General features: G+C 58.2%; 18 protein-coding genes. 16 read left to right on the forward strand and 2 right to left on the reverse strand.

Translation table 11 applies throughout. From position 1 onward, the window contains the following. Positions 1 to 31: 31 nt before the first annotated feature. Both nfuA and BMZ32_RS12135 read right to left on the reverse strand, forming a co-directional pair. On the reverse strand, positions 32 to 616 hold the full coding sequence (gene nfuA / locus BMZ32_RS12130; RefSeq protein WP_090242341.1) for a Fe-S biogenesis protein NfuA: 585 nt from the start codon (positions 614 to 616) through the stop codon (positions 32 to 34). Between the two features lie 110 nt (positions 617 to 726). After that, positions 727 to 1,407: an alpha/beta family hydrolase gene (locus BMZ32_RS12135; protein ID WP_090242343.1), complete on the reverse strand. Its 681-nt coding sequence runs from the start codon at positions 1,405 to 1,407 to the stop codon at positions 727 to 729. A gap of 106 nt (positions 1,408 to 1,513) precedes the next feature. Between BMZ32_RS12135 and ccoN (BMZ32_RS12140) the strand changes: the two genes are divergently transcribed. The 16 genes from ccoN (BMZ32_RS12140) to BMZ32_RS12215 all read left to right on the forward strand — a co-directional run bounded on the left by ccoN (BMZ32_RS12140) (position 1,514) and on the right by BMZ32_RS12215 (position 16,690). Further along, on the forward strand, positions 1,514 to 2,965 hold the full coding sequence (gene ccoN, locus BMZ32_RS12140; RefSeq protein ID WP_090242346.1) for a cytochrome-c oxidase, cbb3-type subunit I: 1,452 nt from the start codon (positions 1,514 to 1,516) through the stop codon (positions 2,963 to 2,965). Then, on the forward strand, positions 2,965 to 3,573 hold the full coding sequence (gene ccoO, locus BMZ32_RS12145) for a cytochrome-c oxidase, cbb3-type subunit II (protein WP_090242348.1): 609 nt from the start codon (positions 2,965 to 2,967) through the stop codon (positions 3,571 to 3,573). The genes ccoN (BMZ32_RS12140) and ccoO (BMZ32_RS12145) overlap by 1 nt, the downstream gene beginning before the upstream one ends. 4 nt (positions 3,574 to 3,577) lie before the next feature. Then, positions 3,578 to 3,763: a cbb3-type cytochrome oxidase subunit 3 gene (locus tag BMZ32_RS12150; protein ID WP_208598716.1), complete on the forward strand. Its 186-nt coding sequence runs from the start codon at positions 3,578 to 3,580 to the stop codon at positions 3,761 to 3,763. Further along, on the forward strand, positions 3,760 to 4,698 hold the full coding sequence (gene ccoP / locus BMZ32_RS12155) for a cytochrome-c oxidase, cbb3-type subunit III (RefSeq protein WP_090242350.1): 939 nt from the start codon (positions 3,760 to 3,762) through the stop codon (positions 4,696 to 4,698). Before BMZ32_RS12150 ends, ccoP (BMZ32_RS12155) begins: the two co-directional genes overlap by 4 nt. Before the next feature lie 380 nt (positions 4,699 to 5,078). Continuing rightward, on the forward strand, positions 5,079 to 6,521 hold the full coding sequence (gene ccoN / locus BMZ32_RS12160; RefSeq protein WP_090242352.1) for a cytochrome-c oxidase, cbb3-type subunit I: 1,443 nt from the start codon (positions 5,079 to 5,081) through the stop codon (positions 6,519 to 6,521). Continuing rightward, complete coding sequence (ccoO, locus tag BMZ32_RS12165; protein ID WP_090242354.1) at positions 6,521 to 7,129, forward strand: cytochrome-c oxidase, cbb3-type subunit II; 609 nt, start codon at positions 6,521 to 6,523, stop codon at positions 7,127 to 7,129. The genes ccoN (BMZ32_RS12160) and ccoO (BMZ32_RS12165) overlap by 1 nt, the downstream gene beginning before the upstream one ends. A 6-nt stretch (positions 7,130 to 7,135) precedes the next feature. Further along, positions 7,136 to 7,336, forward strand: a complete 201-nt coding sequence (locus BMZ32_RS12170) for a cbb3-type cytochrome oxidase subunit 3 (protein ID WP_090242358.1) — start codon at positions 7,136 to 7,138, stop codon at positions 7,334 to 7,336. After that, complete coding sequence (gene ccoP / locus BMZ32_RS12175; RefSeq protein ID WP_090242360.1) at positions 7,333 to 8,322, forward strand: cytochrome-c oxidase, cbb3-type subunit III; 990 nt, start codon at positions 7,333 to 7,335, stop codon at positions 8,320 to 8,322. The genes BMZ32_RS12170 and ccoP (BMZ32_RS12175) overlap by 4 nt, the downstream gene beginning before the upstream one ends. Before the next feature lie 136 nt (positions 8,323 to 8,458). Continuing rightward, positions 8,459 to 9,871 carry a cytochrome c oxidase accessory protein CcoG gene (gene ccoG, locus BMZ32_RS12180; protein ID WP_090242362.1) on the forward strand — a complete coding sequence of 471 codons (1,413 nt, stop codon included), beginning with the start codon at positions 8,459 to 8,461 and terminating at the stop codon, positions 9,869 to 9,871. A gap of 12 nt (positions 9,872 to 9,883) precedes the next feature. Further along, a complete protein-coding gene (locus BMZ32_RS12185; protein ID WP_090242364.1) occupies positions 9,884 to 10,408 on the forward strand; it encodes a FixH family protein in 525 nt (174 codons plus the stop codon). A gap of 8 nt (positions 10,409 to 10,416) precedes the next feature. Beyond that, positions 10,417 to 12,816 (forward strand): heavy metal translocating P-type ATPase, encoded by a 2,400-nt coding sequence (locus tag BMZ32_RS12190; protein WP_090242367.1) that lies wholly within the window; start codon positions 10,417 to 10,419, stop codon positions 12,814 to 12,816. 39 nt (positions 12,817 to 12,855) lie between these two features. Next, positions 12,856 to 13,074 carry a cbb3-type cytochrome oxidase assembly protein CcoS gene (gene ccoS / locus BMZ32_RS12195; RefSeq protein WP_090242369.1) on the forward strand — a complete coding sequence of 73 codons (219 nt, stop codon included), beginning with the start codon at positions 12,856 to 12,858 and terminating at the stop codon, positions 13,072 to 13,074. Continuing rightward, positions 13,067 to 13,750, forward strand: a complete 684-nt coding sequence (locus tag BMZ32_RS12200) for a sulfite exporter TauE/SafE family protein (protein WP_090242371.1) — start codon at positions 13,067 to 13,069, stop codon at positions 13,748 to 13,750. The genes ccoS and BMZ32_RS12200 overlap by 8 nt, the downstream gene beginning before the upstream one ends. A 104-nt stretch (positions 13,751 to 13,854) precedes the next feature. Further along, positions 13,855 to 15,237, forward strand: coding sequence for an oxygen-independent coproporphyrinogen III oxidase (gene hemN, locus BMZ32_RS12205; RefSeq protein WP_090242373.1), 1,383 nt, complete (start codon positions 13,855 to 13,857; stop codon positions 15,235 to 15,237). 141 nt (positions 15,238 to 15,378) lie between these two features. Beyond that, the gene (gene fnr / locus BMZ32_RS12210; RefSeq protein ID WP_090242375.1) at positions 15,379 to 16,113 is read left to right on the forward strand and encodes a fumarate/nitrate reduction transcriptional regulator Fnr; all 735 of its coding nucleotides are present in this window, start codon (positions 15,379 to 15,381) and stop codon (positions 16,111 to 16,113) included. 28 nt (positions 16,114 to 16,141) lie between these two features. Beyond that, positions 16,142 to 16,690 carry an adenine phosphoribosyltransferase gene (locus BMZ32_RS12215; RefSeq protein ID WP_090242377.1) on the forward strand — a complete coding sequence of 183 codons (549 nt, stop codon included), beginning with the start codon at positions 16,142 to 16,144 and terminating at the stop codon, positions 16,688 to 16,690. Positions 16,691 to 16,705 lie beyond the last annotated feature (15 nt).

Below are 16,705 nucleotides of genomic sequence, written 5' to 3' on the forward strand. Positions count from 1 at the left end.
CAGTGCGCGGGCATTTTTTATGGCCATCTACTTAGTAGTAGGCGTTTTCCTTGATGCTGTGATCGGTCACATCACGCACGCCTTTGAGCTCAGGAATACGCTCCAGCAAGGTTTTTTCGATGCCTTCCTTAAGGGTCAGGTCGACCTGACCGCAGCCCTGGCAGCCGCCGCCGAACTTCAGCACCGCAATACCATCTTCAACCACGTCGATTAGGCTAACTTCACCGCCATGGCTGGCCAAACCGGGATTGATCTCGGTTTGCAGGTAGTAGCTGATGCGCTCGTTAAGTGGGCTGTCATCATTAACCATCGGCACTTTGGCGTTCGGTGCTTTGATGGTCAGCTGGCCGCCCATGCGGTCGGTGGCGTAATCGACCACAGCATCGTCGAGAAACGGCTCGCTAACGGCGTCAATCCAAGCGGTGAAGGTAGCCAGGCCCAAGGCAGTATCTTCAGCCTTCTGCTCGCCCGGCTTGCAGTAGGCAATGCAGGTTTCGGCGTACTGGGTGCCTGGCTGGGTGATAAACACGCGAATGCCGATGCCTGGGGTGTTCTGCTTGCTCAGCAGATCAGCCAGATAATCGTGGGCAGCGTCGGTAATGATAATGGTGCTCATGGCAACTCCTCGCAAACATGGGCGCAGTGTACGCCACTCGCCAGCGCCGGCAAAGTCCTAGTGTTTTAGTAGGAATAGCATTCAATCGGCCTAATTATCCCAGCACGCGGTTATCGGCAGAGAAAAGCTGCAACCGCATCAGCGGCACTAAGCAGGTGCTGTTGATGGGTAAAGCCTGAGCTTTTCAGCGGTTTCAGGTCGTGATCACCGGCGACCAACCAGTGCAGCCTGACCGACTCCGACAGGTTATAGCCGGCAACCGCCTGACGATTGCCCAAGGCATCACGCTCGCCTTGGATGATCAGTGTCGGCGTTTGCAACTCGGCCAGGTGCGCTACCCGTGGTTTCTCCGGTTTGCCAACGGCGTAGAAGGGATAACCCAGACACACCAACGCGTCCACGTTTAACTCATCAGCCAGCAGGCTGGCCATGCGTCCGCCCATCGACTTGCCACCGATGGCCAATGGTCCTGCGACCTGTTGGCGCACTTGCAGATAGACCGCGCGCCATTGCTCGAGCAGTTTGGCCTGTGGATTAGGCGGACGTTTTTTGCCGTCCAAACGCCGCGCCGCCATATAAGCAAACTCAAAGCGCAGCACCGCAATTCCGCGCGCAGCCAGCAGTTGCGCCATTTCCTGCATAAACGCGCTGTCCATCGGCGCACCTGCACCATGGGCCAGGATCAAGGTCGCGCGCGGCTCGCCTACCGGGCGATCCCACAACCAACTGCCTCCGTCCTGACCTTGCTGACATTGATCCTCGTCAATACCTGCCTCGCGCCCTTTGCTCATGCTTGCCTCGCTTAAAAAATCAGTTGGACTGCGGAACAGATCGTACAGGTCCGCAGCCGCTGATTTTCGATGATCGGTCTATAACCGTGGATGGAAGCCCGCACAGATGAACACAACCAGGAACACAACCAGCAGCAGCGCCTACAACTACAAGGTGGTGCGCCAATTCGCCATCATGACAGTGGTATGGGGCATTGTCGGGATGGGGCTCGGCGTGTTTATCGCCGCGCAACTGGCTTGGCCCGAACTCAACTTCAACCTGCCGTGGACCAGCTTTGGGCGCCTACGCCCGCTGCACACCAACGCGGTCATCTTCGCTTTCGGCGGTTGCGCACTGTTCGCCACCAGTTACTACGCCGTGCAGCGCACCTCGCAGGCCACGCTATTCGCGCCCAAGCTCGCCGCCTTTACCTTCTGGGGTTGGCAGCTGGTGATTGTCCTGGCAGCGATCAGCCTGCCGATGGGCTGGACCAGCTCCAAGGAATACGCCGAGCTGGAATGGCCGATCGACATTCTGATCACCATTGTCTGGGTCAGCTACGCGGTGGTTTTCTTCGGCACGGTAATGAAGCGTAACGTCAGCCACATCTATGTGGGCAACTGGTTCTTCGGTGGCTTTATCCTCACCGTGGCCCTGCTGCACCTGGTCAACAACCTGGAAGTCCCAGTCACCCTGACCAAGTCCTACTCGGCCTATGCCGGTGCGACCGATGCGATGATTCAGTGGTGGTACGGCCACAACGCCGTGGGCTTTTTCCTCACCGCCGGTTTTCTCGGCATGATGTATTACTTCGTGCCTAAGCAGGCGGGTCGTCCGGTGTACTCCTATCGCCTGTCGATTGTGCACTTCTGGGCACTGATTGCCGTGTACATCTGGGCCGGCCCTCATCACCTGCATTACACCGCCCTGCCCGATTGGGCGCAGAGCTTGGGCATGGTGATGTCGCTGATTCTCCTGGCCCCCAGTTGGGGCGGCATGATCAACGGCATGATGACCCTCTCGGGCGCCTGGCATAAGTTGCGCACCGACCCGATCCTGCGCTTTTTGGTGGTATCGCTGGCGTTCTACGGCATGTCGACCTTCGAAGGCCCGATGATGGCGATCAAGACCGTGAATGCCCTGTCCCACTACACCGACTGGACCATCGGCCACGTCCATGCCGGCGCACTCGGCTGGGTGGCGATGGTGTCCATCGGCTCGCTGTATCACATGCTGCCCAAGGTCTTTGGCCGCGACGAGATGCACAGCATCGGCCTGATCAACGTGCACTTCTGGTTCGCCACCATCGGCACCGTGCTCTACATCGCCTCGATGTGGGTTAACGGCATCGCCCAGGGCCTGATGTGGCGTGCAGTCAACGAAGACGGCACCCTCACCTACTCCTTCGTCGAAGCATTGGAAGCCAGCCACCCCGGTTTTGTCGTGCGGGTGATCGGCGGCGCGATCTTCTTTGCTGGCATGTTGGTGATGGCCTGGAACGTCTGGCAAACCGTGCGTCATACCCAGGCGGCTGAAATGGACGCCGCTGCGCAGTTTTCGCTTGAGGGAGCTCACTGATGAGACACGAAATACTCGAGAAGAACATCGGCCTAATGGCGCTGATGATGGTCCTGGCCGTGAGTATCGGCGGCCTGACGCAGATCGTGCCGCTGTTCTTTCAGGATGTCACCAACGAGCCGGTAGCGGGCCTCAAGCCTTATACCGCGCTGCAACTGGAAGGTCGTGACATCTATATCCGCGAAGGCTGCGTCGGTTGCCACTCGCAGATGATCCGCCCATTCCGCGCCGAAACCGAGCGCTACGGCCATTACTCGGTGGCCGGTGAAAGCGTCTACGACCATCCCTTCCTCTGGGGTTCCAAGCGCACCGGGCCAGACCTGGCCCGCGTAGGCGGTCGCTACTCAGATGAATGGCAGCGTGCACACCTGTATAACCCGCGCAATGTGGTGCCGGAGTCAAAGATGCCTGCCTACCCCTGGCTGGTGGAAAGCACACTGGACGGCAATAACACCCCGGCCAAGATGAAGGCGTTACGCATGGTTGGCGTGCCGTATAGCGACGCAGACATTGCCGGGGCCAGCGACGCCGTCAAAGGCAAGAGCGAAATGGACGCCATGGTTGCCTACCTGCAAGTGCTTGGCACTGCCGTGAAGAACAAGAGGTAGGGCTATGTCATTCGAACTTATTGATATCGGCACGATGCGCGGCATTGGTACGGCACTGGTTCTGCTGTCCTTTGTTTGCGTCACCCTGTGGGCGTACAGCGGCAAGCGCCGCGTGGCCTTCGACCAGGCAGCACAACTGCCCTTTGCCGATGAACCCCCGCTGGCAGTAATAAGGAGCAAGACCCCATGAGCACGTTCTGGAGCTGGTACATCACCCTGCTGACTGTCGGCACCCTGCTCGCCCTGTCCTGGCTAATTTTTGCCACCCGCAAAAGCGAAGTTCACAAGAATCCAACAGATCAGACCATGGGTCATGCCTTCGATGGCATCGAGGAATATGACAATCCATTGCCCAAGTGGTGGTTCATGCTGTTTGTCGGCACCATCGTCTTCTCAATTGGCTACCTGGTGCTGTACCCCGGCTTGGGCAACTGGAAAGGTGTGCTGCCGGGCTACGAAGGTGGTTGGACCCAGGTCAAGCAGTGGCAGCACGAAGTCGACAAGGCCGATGAGCTGTACGGGCCGATCTTCGCCAAATACGCTGCCATGCCCTTGGAGGAAGTGGCCAAAGACGAGCAGGCGTTGAAAATGGGCGGCCGCATGTTTGCCACCTATTGCTCGGTCTGCCATGGCTCCGACGCCAAGGGCGCAGTGGGCTTCCCTAACCTCACCGACAGCCACTGGCGCTGGGGCGGCGAGCCATCCATCATTAAGACCACCATTCTCAATGGCCGCATGGGCGCAATGCCCGCTTGGGCGCCGGTCATCGGCGAAGACGGCGTGCAACAAGTCGCGGCCTATGTGCGTAAAAACCTAGCCGACCTGTCGCTACCCGCCGATAAACCGTATGACCTCGACAAGGGCGCTGCTATTTATGCCGCCAACTGCCTGGCTTGCCATGGTGCCAAAGGTAAAGGTATGGCCGTGCTCGGTGCGCCGGACCTGACCAGCCCAGCGGGCTGGATCTACGGCAGCAGCCTGGTGCAGTTGCAGCAAACCATCCGCCACGGTCGCAACGGCCAAATGCCGGCGCAAGAGCAATACCTGGGTAACGATAAAGTGCACTTGCTGGCCGCTTATGTACTGAGCCTAAGCCAGAATCAGCAGAGCGCTGCTGCGCAGTAACCGATCAAAAGGCAACATGCGCCTGGCGCCTGATGTCGCCAGGCGTACTAAAACGCCTCTCCCAGCACCTGGGTGCCCGTCCGAACTGTGCGACCCAGAGTCGCACCCATCAGATCAAGTACACGCGCAACGTTTGAGTTGAGCTAATCTTGTCCACAGTCGCCACCTGCCATAACTCCAAGGCGATTCCCATCTTTGCGCTACGCCTATTAAGGCATTTGTTACCTGCGGCAATGCCATGTAGCTACCCCTGTGCATGCTTGTCTACAGCGCTGAAAGCGCCTATCGCACCGGCTTGTGTCGTTGCAATGAGCACCTGCTTTATACATACTTGCCGCCGATTTTTGCCCCTAAAAAATCCATTAACCGTGGAACCCATAATGAGCACAGCAATCAGTCAGACTGCTTATAACTACAAGGTGGTTCGCCAGTTCGCCGTAATGACGGTGATTTGGGGAGTCATTGGCATGTCTCTTGGTGTTTTCATCGCCGCGCAACTCGTGTGGCCTGAACTTAACCTAGGCATGGAATGGACGACCTTCGGCCGTCTGCGTCCGCTACACACCAACGCGGTTATCTTCGCCTTTGGCGGATGTGCGTTGATGGCAACATCCTTTTATGTAGTGCAACGCACCAGCCAGGCTCGCCTGATCTCCGACGGCCTTGCGGCCTTCGTCTTCTGGGGCTGGCAAGCAGTCATTGTTGCAGCGGTCATCACTCTGCCTATGGGTTACACCGGTTCCAAGGAATACGCTGAGCTCGAGTGGCCAATCGACATCCTTCTCGGGATTGTCTGGGTCGCTTATGCCGTGGTGTTCTTCGGCACTATCGTGAAGCGCAAAACCAAGCATATATATGTGGGCAACTGGTTCTACGGTGCCTTCATTCTGGTTACCGCAATGCTGCACATCGTCAACAGCGCGGCCGTACCGGTCAGCCTGTTCAAGTCCTACTCGGCCTATGCTGGTGCGACCGACGCGATGATTCAGTGGTGGTACGGCCATAACGCCGTAGGTTTCTTCCTGACCACTGGCTTCCTGGGCATGATGTACTACTTCGTCCCCAAGCAGGCAGAGCGTCCGATCTACTCCTACCGCCTGTCTATCGTGCACTTCTGGGCGCTGATCACCCTGTATATCTGGGCGGGCCCGCACCACCTGCACTACACCGCACTGCCGGATTGGGCACAGTCCTTGGGCATGGCAATGTCGATCATTCTGCTGGCTCCAAGCTGGGGCGGCATGATCAACGGCATGATGAGCCTTTCAGGCGCCTGGCATAAGCTGCGCACCGACCCAATCCTGCGCTTCTTGGTGGTATCGCTGGCGTTCTACGGCATGTCGACCTTCGAAGGTCCGATGATGGCCATCAAGACCGTCAACGCACTGTCTCACTACACCGACTGGACCATCGGCCACGTTCACGCCGGTGCCCTCGGCTGGGTTGCGATGATTTCCATCGGCGCGCTGTATCACTTGCTACCGAAAGTATTTGGTCGCCCGCAGATGCATAGCGTTGGTCTGATCAACGCACACTTCTGGTTGGCCACCATCGGCACCGTTCTTTATATCGCCTCGATGTGGGTTAACGGCATCACCCAAGGCCTGATGTGGCGTGCAGTCAATGAAGACGGCACCCTCACCTACTCCTTCGTTGAAGCGCTGGAAGCCAGCCATCCAGGCTACGTGGTGCGCATGATTGGTGGTGCGTTCTTCGTCACTGGCATGCTGCTGATGGCTTACAACACTTACCGTACCGTGCGTGCCGCGAAAGCTTCGGAATACGAAGTGGCTGCACAGATTCCAGTCGGAGTAGCGCACTGATGAAACACGAAATCATTGAGAAAAATATTGGCCTGATGGCGTTGCTGATGGTTCTGGCCGTCAGCATCGGTGGCCTGACTCAAATCGTTCCGCTGTTTTTCCAGGACGTGACCAATGAGCCGGTGGAAGGCCTTAAGCCCTACACCGCGTTGCAACTGGAAGGCCGCGACGTATATATCGCTAACGGTTGTGTTGGTTGCCACTCGCAGATGATCCGTCCATTCCGTGCGGAAACCGAACGCTACGGTCACTACTCGGTAGCCGGTGAAAGCGTCTGGGATCACCCATTCCTGTGGGGTTCCAAGCGGACCGGCCCAGACCTGGCACGTGTTGGCGGACGCTACTCGGATGAATGGCAGCGTGCGCACCTGTACAACCCGCGCAACGTGGTGCCTGAATCCAAAATGCCGGCATACCCCTTCTTGGTCGAGCACAAGCTTGACGGTAAGGACACCGCCAAAAAGATGGAAGTCATGCGTGGCTTTGGCATCCCGTATACCGATGAAGACATCGCAGGGGCCAAGGACGCGGTGAAAGGCAAGACCGAAATGGACGCACTGGTGGCGTACCTACAGGTTCTTGGCACCTCCATCAAGAATAAGCGGTAACTCACGATGCCTTCTTTCCTCACGGACGTCGGGACCATTCGCGGCATAGGCACTGCAGTGGTGTTCATTGCTTTTATTTCTGTGGTGCTCTGGGCCTACAGCAGCAAGCGTAAATCGAACTTCGATGAAGCTGCCAACCTGCCTTTTGCCGATGACCCAAAACCCGTTGATCGTGACGAGCAATCTTCCAGGAGCAATAACCAATGACCACGTTCTGGAGTTGGTACGTAACCATTCTGTCTCTGGGCACCATCTTTGCCCTGACTTGGTTGGTCTTCGGCACCCGCAAGGGCCAGCGCGAAGAAACCACCGAAGAAACCGTCGGCCACTCTTTTGACGGTATCGAAGAGTTCGACAACCCGCTGCCCAAGTGGTGGTTCATGCTGTTTGTCGGCACCATCATCTTTGCCCTCGGCTACCTCGTGCTCTACCCGGGCTTGGGTAACTGGAAAGGTTTGTTGCCTGGCTACGAGCACCTCGATACCGAGGCCAAGACGCCCTTCGCCACTAACATCGAAATCGCTGGCGGCGCAGAGCGTAATGCGGGCTGGACCGGTGTGCACCAGTGGGAAAAAGAGATGGCCAAAGCTGATGCGCAGTACGGCCCTATCTTCGCCAAATACGCCGCCATGCCGATCGAGCAAGTGGCTCAGGACGAGCAAGCGCTGAAAATGGGCGGCCGCCTGTTTGCGTCCAACTGCTCAGTTTGCCACGGTTCCGATGCCAAGGGTGCCTACGGCTTCCCTAACCTGACAGACAACGATTGGCTGTATGGCGGCGAGCCAGAAACCATCAAAACCACTCTGCTGAAGGGGCGCCAGGCTGCCATGCCTGCGTGGAAGGACAGCATTGGTGAAGAAGGCATCCGCAACGTTGCCGGCTATATCCGCACCTTTTCTGGCTTGAAAAATCCAGAAAATATTGAGGTCGACCTTGCCGCAGGTCAAAACATCTTCGCGACCAATTGTGCAGTCTGTCATGGCGCTGAAGGTAAGGGCCAACAGGCCATGGGCGCACCTAACCTGACCGACAAAGTCTGGCTCTACGGTTCCAGCTTCGCTCAAGTGCAACAAACGCTGCGCTATGGTCGCAACGGCAAGATGCCAGCCCAGGAAGACTTCCTCGGCAATGACAAAGTGCATCTGCTAGCGGCTTACGTGTACAGCCTGTCGCAAGGTAAAACCGAGAAGTAATTCTCTGGCCCGACAGGCGCGACCGCAGGTCGCACCTGTCGGGCAATCGTCAGGCGTACCATAGCGCAAGAGCCCGTATGACTCCCACCGACACGTATCGGCAGGAGCAGCCAATCATTCGCCGTGGTACCCATTGATGAGCGCACAGATCCCCGTTAAAGACGTCACCCCTGCCCAGGCCAAGGTCGAAATTGTTGACCTGTACGCCAACCGCGAGAAAATCTACACCCGCTCCTTCACCGGTATTTTCCGCAACTTGCGCATGCTCGGTGGTGCAGCCCTCTTCCTGTTGTACTTCGGCACCGTATGGTTGACCTGGAATGGCCGTCAGGCCGTCTGGTGGAACCTGCCGGAGCGCAAGTTCCATATCTTCGGTGCCACCTACTGGCCACAGGATTTTGTCCTGCTCTCGGCTCTACTGATCATCGCTGCCTTCGGCCTGTTCTTTATCACCGTATTTGCTGGCCGCGTCTGGTGCGGTTACACCTGCCCACAGAGCGTCTTCACCTGGGTATTCATGTGGGCGGAAAAGGTCACCGAAGGTGATCGTAATCAGCGCATGAAACTCGACAAGGCACCGATGACCTCGCAGAAGTTCTTGCGCAAGCTAGGCAAGCACGGCATCTGGGTCGGCGTGTCACTTGTTACTGCGATCACCTTTGTCGGCTACTTCACCCCAATTCGCGAGCTAATCCCTGATCTGTTCACCCTACAAGCTGGCGGCTGGGCGTTGTTCTGGGTCGGTTTCTTTACCCTGGCTACCTATGGCAATGCCGGTTACCTGCGAGAGCAGGTGTGCATTTACATGTGCCCCTATGCACGTTTCCAGAGCGTGATGTTCGACCAGGACACCCTGATCGTTTCCTATGACCCTCGGCGCGGCGAGCAGCGCGGTCCACGTAAGCGTGATACTGATTACAAGGCTGACGGCTTAGGCGACTGCATTGACTGCAAGATGTGCGTGCACGTCTGCCCCACCGGCATTGATATTCGCGATGGACTGCAAATCGAATGCATCGGTTGCGCGGCTTGTATCGATGCGTGCGACAGCATCATGGACAAGATGAACTACCCGAAAGGTCTGATCAGCTACACCACCGAACACAACCTCTCCGGACAAAAGACCCAGCTGGTACGGCCACGCCTGATTGGCTACGCCATCGCCCTGCTGGCCATGTTTTGTGTCTTTAGCTGGGCCATCGTTGATCGCTCACTGGTGGAACTGGATGTACTCAAAGACCGTGTGCTTTACCGCGAAAACGAAGAAGGCCGGATCGAAAACGTTTACACCCTGAAGATCATGAACAAGGCCCAGCACGAAGTGACCTTCCGGATCGAAGCCGACGGCCTAGACGGCCTGGTGTATGAGGGCAAGCGTGAGATCAAAGCATTGGCTGGCGAAGTGCTCTCGCTGCCTGTGGAACTGTCCATCGAGCCGGAAAAACTGCCTTCGAGCGCCAATGAAATCAGCTTCCGCCTGCACGCGGTGGATGATCCAAGTATCCAAACCCACGCCGCCAGCCGCTTTATCGGCCCCAGCGTACGCTGACCAGAGAAGATCATGACCGAGCCCATAGCTGAAAAAAACGCCGAGATCATCAAGCCTTGGTACAAGCAGTTCTGGCCTTGGTTCCTGATTGGCCTGCTGGCCTATTCAGTGATTCAGGGGCTGACCCTGCTGACCATCGCCACGCGGAACCCGCCAGGGCTGATTTCTGATGACTATTACGATGTCGGCAAAGGCATCAACCAGTCGTTGGAGCGGGAGAACCATGCGATCCGCCTCAAGCTGCATGCCAGCCTGCTACTCAACGATGACAACGGTACCGCCACCCTGCAGTTGAACGGCAACAGCCGCCCTCAGCAGTTAGTGCTCAACCTGATTTCGCCGACCCAACCGGAGCGTGACCGCCGGGTAATCCTGCAACCTCAGGCCGACGGCAGTTACAGCGGGCAGATGATCGATCCCGTACAGGGCCGGCGCTTTATCGAACTGATCGGCCAGGAAGGCGGCAAAGACTGGCGTCTATTCGAAGAAGAAAACGTACAAAGTGGTCAGAACATCCTCCTTGGGGATGCCCAATAAGCTCAACGATGACCAATCCAACCCCCTGCTACCACTGCGGCTTGCCGGCCCCAAGCGGCGGCCGTTTCCAAATCCAGGTACTGGGTGCAACCCGTGAGATGTGCTGCCCGGGTTGCCAGGCAGTGGCCGAAGCCATCATCAGTGGCGGCCTGGAGCATTACTACACGCACCGCAGTGAAAGCGCCGCCAACCCGCAGAGCCTGCCCCAGGCCTTGCCGGACGAACTGGCCTTATATGACCGCAGCGATGTGCAGCAGCCCTTTGTCGAGCATGACGGCGAACTCAGTGAAACCTGCCTGCTGATTGAGGGCATCAGCTGCGCGGCCTGCGGCTGGCTGATTGAAAAGCACCTGCGAGGCATCCCAGGCGTCAGCGAAGCGCATCTCAACCTCTCCAACCACCGCCTGCAGGTACGCTGGGCCGACAGCCAGTTACCACTCAGCAGCCTAATCAAGGCGCTGCGTAAGATAGGCTACGCCGCCCACCCCTGGCAGGCCGACGCGGCCGCCGAACAATTGCAACGCGAGAACCGCCGCGCCATGCGTGAGCTGGGCGTTGCCGGCATGCTGTGGATGCAGGTAATGATGGCGACCATGGCGACCTGGCCGGAATTCAATATCGATCTATCTCCCGAGCTGGATAAGATCCTGCGCTGGGTCAGCCTGTTTCTGACCACCCCGATTGTTTTCTACTGCTGCGGTCAATTCTTCCGTGGCGCGCTGCGCGACCTGCGCACCCGCCACCTGACCATGGATGTGTCGGTATCCCTAGCAATTGGCGGTGCCTACATCGCCGGTATCTGGTCAACCATTTCCGGCCAAGGTGAGCTGTATTTCGACGCCGTCGGCATGTTCGCCCTCTTCCTCCTGGCCGGCCGTTACCTGGAGCGCCGCGCCCGCGAGCGCACGGCCGCGGCGACCGCTCAACTGGTCAACCTGTTACCCGCATCCTGCCTGCGTTTGGATGCCCAGGGTCAGAGCCAACGCATTCTGCTCAGCGAGCTGCACGTAGGCGATCAGGTACTGGTACCACCAGGCGCCCTACTGCCTGCTGACGGGCGCATTGTGCAAGGTCAGTCGAGTGTCGATGAGTCACTGCTGACCGGCGAATACCTGCCACTCGCACGCAACCCTGGCGATGCCGTGACCGCTGGAACCCTCAACGTTGACGGGCCGCTCACGGTCGAAGTACAGGCCCTAGGTGACGCAACTCGACTGTCGGCCATCGTTCGCTTGCTGGAACGCGCACAGAACGACAAACCACGCCTCGCAGTGCTGGCCGATCAGGTCGCGCAGTGGTTCCTGCTGATTGTGTTGGTGGTTGCCGCCTTAGTCGGCTTGGTCTGGTGGCAGCTCGATCCATCACGCGCCTTCTGGATTGTCCTCGCCCTACTGGTCGCCACCTGCCCTTGCGCCCTCGCACTGGCAACGCCCACCGCACTGACTGCTGCCACTGGCTCGCTACACAAGTTGGGCATGTTGCTGACCCGTGGCCATGTACTTGAAGGCCTTAATCAGATCGACACTTTGGTGCTGGATAAGACCGGCACCCTGACTGAAGGTCGCCTGACACTTAGCGCCATCCATCCTCTGCGCGAACTAGATGCAGACAGCTGTCTGGCCCTGGCTGCAGCGTTAGAAAATCGTTCAGAACATCCGATTGCTCGCGCTTTCGGCCAGGCCCCCGAAGCGGCTGAGCAAGTCGACAGCCATCCAGGTCTCGGTTTGCAGGGCCGTGTCGGGGAGCGTTTATTGCGTATCGGTCAGGCGGACTTCGTCTGCGTACTGAGCGCTCATGCCGTCCCCGCGATTACCGGTGAGCACGGTCAATGGCTGCTGCTCGGCGACGAGCATGGGCCGCTGGCCTGGTTTGTGCTCGATGACCGCCTGCGTGACGATGCACCGCAATTAATCGCCATGGCCAAAACCAAGGGCTGGCAGATTATGCTGCTGTCCGGCGACAGCTCGCCCATGGTCGCCGAAGTGGCGCGTCAACTGGGTATCGATGATGCACGTGGCGGACTAACGCCCGATGCCAAACTGACCGAACTGAAACGGCTGCACAGTCAGGGCCGCCGAGTCTTGATGCTGGGTGACGGGGTCAATGATGTGCCCGTCCTGGCCGCTGCCGACATCAGCGTGGCCATGGGCAGCGCCACCGACCTGGCGAAAACCAGCGCCGATGCAGTACTGCTCTCCAACCGGCTGAGCAGCCTGGTGCAGGCGCTACACATGGCGCAAAGAACCCGCAGGGTGATCATCGAAAATCTCGCTTGGGCCAGTCTGTACAATGGCCTGGTGCTGCCCTTCGCCGCCATCGGCTGGATTACCCCGATCTGGGCCGCGCTGGGCATGTCGGTCAGCTCACTGCTGGTCGTCCTTAATGCCTTAAGGCTGACGCGCCCTTAGGGTGGTTCACGCCTCACCCAAGCCGTACCTGGAGACCTTATGCCCGCCCTCTATATCCTGATTCCGGTCGCAATTGCGTTAGTAGGCTTTGCCATCTGGCTGTTCTTTTGGGCGGTAGACAGCGGCCAGTACGACGACCTCGACGGCCCGGCACACAGCATTCTGTTCGACGACGAAGACCCTAAGCACAAAGCAGCTGTTACCCAAGTCCAGCAGCAAGACGCGGAGAAAGAACCGCAGGTACCTCCACGTGCTTGAACTGCTACCGCTGCTGGTCTCGGCCATGATCCTCGGCCTGCTCGGTGGCGGCCATTGCTTAGGGATGTGCGGCGGCCTCATGAGCGCCCTCACCTTGGCCATTCCGCCCGAGCAACGCGCACGGCGCTTTCAGCTGCTACTGGCCTACAACCTAGGGCGTATTTTCAGCTATAGCCTGGCTGGTCTATTACTCGGTCTGGCCGGCTGGGTAGTAGCCGGCAGCCCCCTGGTTACCAGCCTACGCGTTGTTGCCGCACTGCTGCTGATTGCCATGGGCCTTTACCTTGCCGGCTGGTGGAGCGGCCTGACCCGTATCGAAGCACTCGGTCGTGGCATATGGCGCTACATCCAACCCCTAACCCGACGTTTTATGCCGGTCACCAGCCTGCCCCGCGCGTTAGTACTGGGTAGCCTGTGGGGCTGGCTACCCTGCGGCTTGGTTTACAGCACCCTGTTATGGGCCGCGAGCCAGGGCAACGCGCTCGACAGCGCCGCACTGATGCTAGCCTTCGGTTTGGGCACCTTGCCAGTTCTACTGACCACCGGCCTAGCCGCCGAACGTCTAACGGCCCTGCTGCGCAAGCGAGGCATCCGCATGGCCGGCGGTATTTTGGTTATCTTGTTCGGCCTGTGGACCCTGCCCGGCCCGCACCAACACTGGCTAATGGGCCACTGATCGGCAATCGACCAAAGCACGCAGCCGCTTGATACAGGTCAAAACACCCCCAACGTGTCGCACTTAGACTCCCCGGTATTGAAAGCCAAACCGGGAATACCCGCATGCTCAACGCTATCCAGTGGGACAGCAATCTGATCAGTCGCTACGACCAGGCCGGACCGCGCTACACCTCCTACCCGACTGCCGTGCAATTCCATGAGCGCGTCAGCCAGTTCGATCTGCTGCACGCCCTGCGTGATAGCCGCAAAGCCTTGCGCCCGCTGTCACTGTATGTGCACATCCCGTTCTGCGCGCACATTTGCTACTACTGCGCCTGTAACAAGGTGATCACCAAGGATCGCGGGCGCGCTCAGCCTTACCTGGAAAAGCTCGAACGCGAAGTCGAGATCATCAGCCGTCATCTCGACCAAAAACAAAAGGTTGAACAGCTGCACTTCGGCGGCGGCACGCCGACTTTTCTTAGTCACGATGAACTGCGCCATCTGATGACTCACTTGCGCCAGCATTTCAATCTGCTCGATGACGATTCTGGTGATTACAGCATTGAGATCGACCCGCGTGAAGCGGATTGGTCGACCATGGGCCTGCTCCGTGAATTGGGCTTTAACCGCGTCAGCCTAGGCGTGCAAGACCTCGACCCGGCCGTACAGCGAGCAGTCAATCGCCTACAGACTCTGGAAGAAACCCGCGCCATCATCGAAGCCGCGCGCACCCTACAGTTCCGCTCGGTAAATATCGATCTGATTTACGGTCTACCGCTGCAAACGCCAGAACGCTTCGCCCGCACGGTGGACGAAATCATAGCCCTGCAACCCGATCGCCTATCGCTATTCAACTACGCCCACTTGCCCGAACGCTTTATGCCGCAGCGGCGCATCAACACCAGCGACCTGCCCAGCCCAGGCGACAAGCTGGCTATGCTGCAGGCCAGCATCGAGCAACTTAACGCCGCCGGTTACCGCTATATCGGTATGGATCATTTCGCTCTGCCCGATGACGAACTGGCCAGCGCTCAGGAAGATGGCAGCTTGCAACGTAACTTCCAGGGCTATACCACCCACGGCCATTGCGACCTGATTGGCCTAGGCGTGTCATCGATCAGCCAAATTGGCGACCTCTATTGCCAGAACAGCAGCGACCTGAGCAAGTACCAAGACAGCCTCGGCCATAGCGAGCTGGCTACCCTGCGTGGCCTGCACTGCGATGCCGACGACCGCCTACGGCGTGCGGTGATCCAGCAGCTGATCTGTCATTTCCAGCTGCGCTTTGCCGATATCGAGCAGGTCTATGCCATCGACTTTCGCAGTTACTTTGCCGAGATCTGGCCGCCACTCCAGCAGATGGCCAGTGATGGCCTGATTGAGTTGAGCGCCCAAGGCATCGACGTGCAGCCCGCCGGTCGTCTAATGGTGCGCTCGTTGTGCATGCTATTTGATCGCTACATGGGTGATGTCAGCCGGCAACGTTTTTCCCGGGTGATCTAACCTTTAACGGTGCGGACGCTGTCGCACCCGGATAACCCCTCAAGATTTTGGAGATTCTCTTAAGACTTGCGTCCTAGTGGCCCTGCAATGCGCCCTGCTGTAACCTTACGGCTATTGTGTGTTTATCCAGGATCACCCGTGATGTCCGAAAGCATCAAGTTGCACGCACCCCATCAAGCGCATTGCAAGGATTGCAGCCTGTCGAGCTTGTGCCTGCCACTCTCGCTGAACATGGAGGACATGGACGCTCTCGACGACATCGTCAAACGCGGTCGACCACTGAAAAAGGGCGAGTTTCTGTTCCGCCAGGGCGACACCTTCAGTTCGGTGTTCGCCGTGCGCTCCGGCACGCTTAAAACATTCAGCCTGAGCGACGGCGGCGATGAGCAGATCACCGGCTTTCATCTGCCCAGCGAACTGGTCGGCTTGTCGGGCATGGACAGTGAAGCCTACCCCGTCTCGGCTGTGGCGCTAGAGACCACCTCGGTGTGTGAAATCCCCTTCGAGCGTCTCGACGAGTTGTCGGTACAACTGCCGCAACTGCGCCGCCAGCTGATGCGCGTTATGAGCCGAGAGATCCGCGACGATCAGCAGATGATGTTGCTGCTGTCGAAGAAAACTGCCGATGAACGCATCGCCACCTTCTTGGTTAACCTCTCAGCACGCTTCCGCGCACGCGGCTTCTCGGCCAATCAGTTTCGCCTGGCCATGTCGCGTAACGAAATTGGCAACTATTTAGGTCTTGCGGTCGAAACCGTATCGCGGGTTTTCACCCGCTTCCAACAGAACAAGCTGCTTGAAGCCGAAGGCAAAGAAGTACAGATCCTCGACCCCATCGAACTGTGCGCCCTGGCCGGCGGTAATCTCGACGGCTGACAGAACCGCCCAGCGCAGGACCAAACACATGACCTTCGACGAATTCAGCATCAAAACACTGATCCGCCCGGTGGTGGACTTCCCCAAGCCAGGGGTGATCTTTCGCGATATAACGCCGCTTTTTCAGTCGCCACGTGCCTTGCGCATGGTTGCTGACAGTTTTATTCAGCGTTACGTTGAAGCAGACTTCAGCCACATCGGAGCCATGGATGCACGCGGCTTTCTGATTGGCTCGATCATCGCTTATGAGCTGAACAAGCCGCTGGTTCTGTTTCGCAAGGAAGGTAAACTACCCGCCGACGTACTCAGCGAGAGCTATAAAACCGAATACGGTGAAGCCAAGCTTGAAGTGCATGCCGACAGCCTTTGCGAAGGCGACAAAGTGCTTATTTTCGATGACCTGATCGCCACCGGCGGTACCCTGCTCGCGGCCGTACAATTAGTCCGGCGCATGGGCGCAAGCATCATCGAGGCGGCAGCAATCATCGATCTACCCGAGCTTGGTGGCTCGCAGAAGCTGCAGGACAGTGGCATCCCAACGTTCGCGTTGACCTGCTTCGCCCTAAACGATCAGTAATCGTCATACAGACAA

Source organism: Pseudomonas guineae (assembly GCF_900113745.1).
Lineage (GTDB): Bacteria > Pseudomonadota > Gammaproteobacteria > Pseudomonadales > Pseudomonadaceae > Aquipseudomonas > Aquipseudomonas guineae.